Annotated in this window: 6 protein-coding genes and 1 pseudogene; all 7 read right to left on the reverse strand. The window is 64.3% G+C overall.

Annotation, left to right across the window (positions count from 1 at the left end; translation table 11 throughout):
- Positions 1–291 (reverse strand): annotated as a pseudogene (locus tag HY852_RS15610) (OmpA family protein); the annotation flags it as partial.
- A 179-nt stretch (positions 292–470) separates the two neighbouring features.
- On the reverse strand, positions 471–764 hold the full coding sequence (locus HY852_RS15615; protein ID WP_291605671.1) for a hypothetical protein: 294 nt from the start codon (positions 762–764) through the stop codon (positions 471–473).
- The gene (locus tag HY852_RS15620; RefSeq protein ID WP_291605672.1) at positions 764–1,249 is read right to left on the reverse strand and encodes a pyridoxamine 5'-phosphate oxidase family protein; all 486 of its coding nucleotides are present in this window, start codon (positions 1,247–1,249) and stop codon (positions 764–766) included. Before HY852_RS15620 ends, HY852_RS15615 begins: the two co-directional genes overlap by 1 nt.
- A gap of 69 nt (positions 1,250–1,318) precedes the next feature.
- On the reverse strand, positions 1,319–1,693 hold the full coding sequence (locus HY852_RS15625) for a VOC family protein (protein ID WP_291605673.1): 375 nt from the start codon (positions 1,691–1,693) through the stop codon (positions 1,319–1,321).
- Between the two features lie 15 nt (positions 1,694–1,708).
- A complete protein-coding gene (locus HY852_RS15630; RefSeq protein ID WP_291605674.1) occupies positions 1,709–2,536 on the reverse strand; it encodes an FkbM family methyltransferase in 828 nt (275 codons plus the stop codon).
- Positions 2,537–2,677: 141 nt separating this feature from the next.
- Positions 2,678–3,460 carry a succinate dehydrogenase iron-sulfur subunit gene (locus tag HY852_RS15635; RefSeq protein WP_291605675.1) on the reverse strand — a complete coding sequence of 261 codons (783 nt, stop codon included), beginning with the start codon at positions 3,458–3,460 and terminating at the stop codon, positions 2,678–2,680.
- 113 nt (positions 3,461–3,573) lie between these two features.
- Positions 3,574–4,560, reverse strand: a 987-nt coding sequence (locus HY852_RS15640) for an FAD-binding protein (protein WP_291605676.1), incomplete at its 5' end; no start/stop codon positions are given.

Below are 4,560 nucleotides of genomic sequence, written 5' to 3' on the forward strand. Positions count from 1 at the left end.
CGGAGGCGGCGGCGGAGGGGCCGGGCGTGGGGGCGCAGCCGCGGGCGGCGGCGGAGGGGTTGGGCGTGGCGGCGCGGCCGCCGGAGGAGGCGGCGTTGGGCGCGCGGGTGCGGCAGCGGGTGGCGGCGCCTGGCGGCCCGCGGGCGGCTGCTTCGGCTTTCCGTCGGGCCCGACTTCGCCCTGCGCCTGCGCCACGACCATAGGTGGCGTCTGTGCGTGCGATGACGTGCCTGCGAATTGCATCGCGGTGAGAGCGGTCGTGGCAAGCAGCACGATACGGAGGTGGGTCATGATGATTCGATCCCCGAAAGGTTCTTGGAAAGCCTCTGTGTGATAGGCCGTTCGATCAACAAGTAAGCGTTAGGCCGGATTGTGGCGGCCAGCAAAGCTGCAGTTCCATTTATTTCTGCACGCCAAGCACGCGGTGGCAGCACCGTTCATTGCGCATTCAGGAGCGCGTGGCAATCGCCTCACATGGTGCCTTCGGGAGAATCGGGCGAGCCTGGAATTACGTCGGGCTCCGAGCCCGGTTGGTCTTCGAATCCCGCATCGGTCTCGGGATAGGGCGTGCGTGGACCGTTGGGGCCGCGCACCGGAAATTCGTCCGGCGTCCTGCCCGGCAACTCGTCGGGCTTCGGTGATTCGCCAGGCTCGCGCACCGGCGCTGGAATATCCGGCCGCGGATTGCCCGGCGGCGCTTCAGGCGGCGGCTCGGTCGGATGTCCGGGCGTAGGTGGCTGAATCTCCGGAGGCTCGATCGGCACTACATTGCCACCTTGCGGTTGTCGCCAAGATCGGGACGCGTGCCCGTCACCGCGGCCGTTGCCATCTTCACATACGAGATCACCGAGCCTGGTGAATCCCAGAACTCGGCATCATCGGGCGTGACCTTCAGCACCCGGATGTTGGGATCCTCGGCGCTGTCCCACCACGCCTTTGCCGGCGTCGAGAACAACTGCTCGATCTTGGCGCGGTCGTTGGAGACGACCGCCGTTCCGGTGAGCGACACGTATTTCTGGCCGCCGGTGTCGGCGAAGGAAAGATTGACGGACGGATCGCGTGCGATCTCCTCGTCCTTGTGGCGCCGCGCATCGGTGAGGAAATAGACCGCATTCTCGTCACGTTCGACATAGGCGGCCATCGGGCGGGCGCGAAGCTTGTCGCCATCGCGCGTCACCAGCATGGCGAAGCCGATCTTCTTCATCAGATCCCAGACGCGCTCCACGTCGCGCGCATTGTCACTCGCCATATCTCGCTCCCTTGCTGCTGGAGCGATAACGGCAGGATCTGAGCGATGTTCCGAAGTTGAAAAGGAACTCTACGCCGGCGCGTGACAGACCGCCTCAATGTTATGACCGTCCGAATCGAGCACGAAGGCGCCGTAGTAATTGGGATGATAGTGCGCGCGAATGCCGGGCGGCCCGTTGTCGCGCCCGCCCGCCGCAATGGCCGCCTTGTAGAAGGCATCCACGGCAGCGCGATCCTTGGCGAGGATCGCGACGTGGACCGGCTTGTTCAATCCGCCTTCGCCGCCGATCCAGAAATCCGGCTTGCCGTCGATGCCGAAGCCTGCCGCCGGATCGTGGCCGGTTTGCTCCTGAGTGACTTCCATGACCAGGCTGTAGCCAAGCGGCGCCAGCGCCTTGGTGTAGAAGGACCTGGCCCGTTCATAGTCTGAAACCGGAAAGCCCATGTGATCCGTCTCGCATCACGCCCGCTTCAGCAGCGTGTTGCTCCGCGTCTTGCCGACGATGCCATAGCCCCGCCCGACCATGTCGGCGATGCAGTCGTTTTGCCATTCGCCCCAAGACAGGTGTTCGATCACCACGACGCCGGGCCACAGCGGAGGCGGAGCCTCCTTGAAGAAACCCGTGAGCACCCGATCCTCGAAACCTTCGACGTCGATCTTCAAGGAATCGACCTTCGCGGCGCCGGCTTCTTCGAGAATGCGCGTAAGCCGCAATGACGGCACCTTGATGGCTTGACCGCTCGCTCGGCCGGTCACGACATGGCTGTGGCCGAGATTGTCGTCGTCGGTCTCGATCAGGACTTCGCCGTCCTCGGGTCCCGCAGCGGCGGCCACCAGACGGACCTGAGGCACGGCGGACGCCGCCGTGTTGAACGCAAGACGCGCAAAGGTGACCGGGTGCGGCTCGATCGCGATCACCTTTCCGTTTGCGCCGACATGACGCGCCAGCACCAGTGCATAGGTGCCGACATTGGCGCCGACATCGACGAAGACGCCGCCTTGAGGCGTGTGCCTGCGCAGGAAGTCGAGCTCTTCGAGATTGTAGGCGGGATTGAACAGCGCTCCGCGCTCGGTGGCGCTGGCCTGATGATGGAAGCGGAACGAGGCGCCCTGATACTGCACGTCGACAGGACCCGCGCGCATCAGGTTGACCAGGCGCGACAGCATGGGACGGAATGCGCCGCGCTTCAGCCGCGAGCGATGGGCGAGCGAAATGATTGCCGATTGCGCCGCATTCGGCGCAAAGGTTCCGAACGGAGCGGGTGATGGATCGTTGTTGGAAGTCAAGGCCGGGCGTCCTCATCAAGCGAGGCATGGATAGCCGGTTTCAGGCGCAACTCCAATGAGGACGCGTGGTGCTTGAGGCGGATGCGAGCTGCGCCGAAGGTGCCCCTCTCCGCGATAAGGGAGAGGGCAAGCGGTCGCAGGTCAGATCTGTCGTTCGACCAGCTTCAGCTTGAGCTCGGCGATCGCTTCGGCGGGATTGAGGCCCTTCGGACACGCCTTGGCACAGTTCATGATCGTGTGGCAGCGATAGAGGCGGAACGGATCCTCGAGATCATCCAGCCGTTCGCCGGTGGCCTCGTCGCGCGAATCCGTGACCCAGCGGTTGGCCTGCAGCAATGCCGCCGGGCCGAGATAACGCTGGCTGTTCCACCAGTAGCTCGGGCACGAGGTCGAGCAGCAGGCGCACAGGATGCACTCGTACAGGCCGTCGAGCTTCTCGCGATCCTCGTGGCTCTGCCGCCATTCCTTCTGCGGCGTCGGCGTGTACGTCTTGAGCCAGGGCTCGATGGAGGCATATTGCGCGTAGAAATTGGTGAGATCCGGCACCAGGTCTTTCACCACCGGCTGGTGCGGCAGCGGGTTGACCGTGACGGCGTCGTCCTTCACGTCGTGCATCGATTTGGTGCAGGCCAGCGTGTTCTGGCCGTCGATATTCATGGCGCAGGAGCCGCAGACGCCTTCACGGCAGGAGCGCCGGAAGGTCAGCGACGGATCGATGTGGTTCTTGATCCAGATCAGCCCGTCGAGCACCATCGGTCCGCAGTCCTTCACGTCGACGTAGTAGGTATCGATGCTCGGGTTCTTGCCGTCGTCGGGATTCCAGCGATAGACGCGGAATTCGCGCACCTCCGTGGCACCGGCGGGCTTCGGCCAGGTCTTGCCGGTCGTGATCTTCGAGTTCTTCGGAAGTGCGAATTCAACCATCTGTCTCGCCTCTGGTTCTCCGCGTCATGTGCCGGGCTTAAGCACGAAGCGCGTCTTCACCCCTAACAACCCGGCAATCCATCCCTGCTAGGGACGGATGCGCGGGGCACGGCTCAGTACACCCGCGCCTTCGGCGCGATGTACTGCACGTCATTGGTCATGGTGTAGCTGTGCACCGGACGGTAATCGATCAAGGTCTTGCCCCCACCATCGATCCACGCCAGCGTGTGCTTCAACCAATCCTTGTCGTTGCGCTCGGGGAAATCCTCGCGCGCATGCGCGCCACGGCTTTCGCTGCGGTTGGCGGCGGAGTCCATCGTCACCACCGCCTGCACGATCAGATTGTCGAACTCGAGCGTTTCGATCAGGTCCGAATTCCACACCAGGGAGCGGTCGGACACACCGATGTCGGAAATGCCGCTGTGCACCTTGTGAATGAGATTCGATCCTTCGTGCAGCACCTCGCCGGTGCGGAACACCGCGCAGTTGTTCTGCATGACGTGCTGCATGCTGTCGCGCAGCTTCGCCGTCGGCGTGCCGCCAGAGGCGTGCCGGTAGCGATCGAGTCGGCCGAGCGCCTTGTCGGCCGAATCCGAGGGCAGGTCCGGCTGCTTGCCGTTCGGCGTCAGCTTCTCGGCGCAGCGCAGCGCGGCGGCGCGGCCGAACACCACCAGGTCGATCAGCGAATTGGAGCCGAGCCGGTTGGCGCCATGCACCGAGACGCAGGCCGCTTCGCCCACCGCCATCAGGCCCGGCACGACGCAATTCTCGTCGCCGTTCTTCTTGGTGAGCGCCTCGCCATGGTAGTTGGTCGGGATGCCGCCCATGTTGTAGTGCGCGGTCGGCACGATCGGGATCGGCTCGCGCGTGACGTCGACATTGGCGAAGATCCGCGCCGATTCCGAGATGCCCGGCAGGCGCTCCTGCAGGATCTTCGGATCGAGATGATCAAGGTGCAGGAAGATGTGGTCCCTCTTCTTGCCTACGCCGCGGCCCTCGCGGATCTCGACCGTCATCGCGCGGGAGACGACGTCGCGCGAGGCGAGATCCTTGGCGGAGGGCGCATAGCGCTCCATGAAGCGCTCGCCCTCGGAATTGAC

Source organism: Bradyrhizobium sp. (assembly GCF_016213215.1).
GTDB lineage: Bacteria > Pseudomonadota > Alphaproteobacteria > Rhizobiales > Xanthobacteraceae > Bradyrhizobium.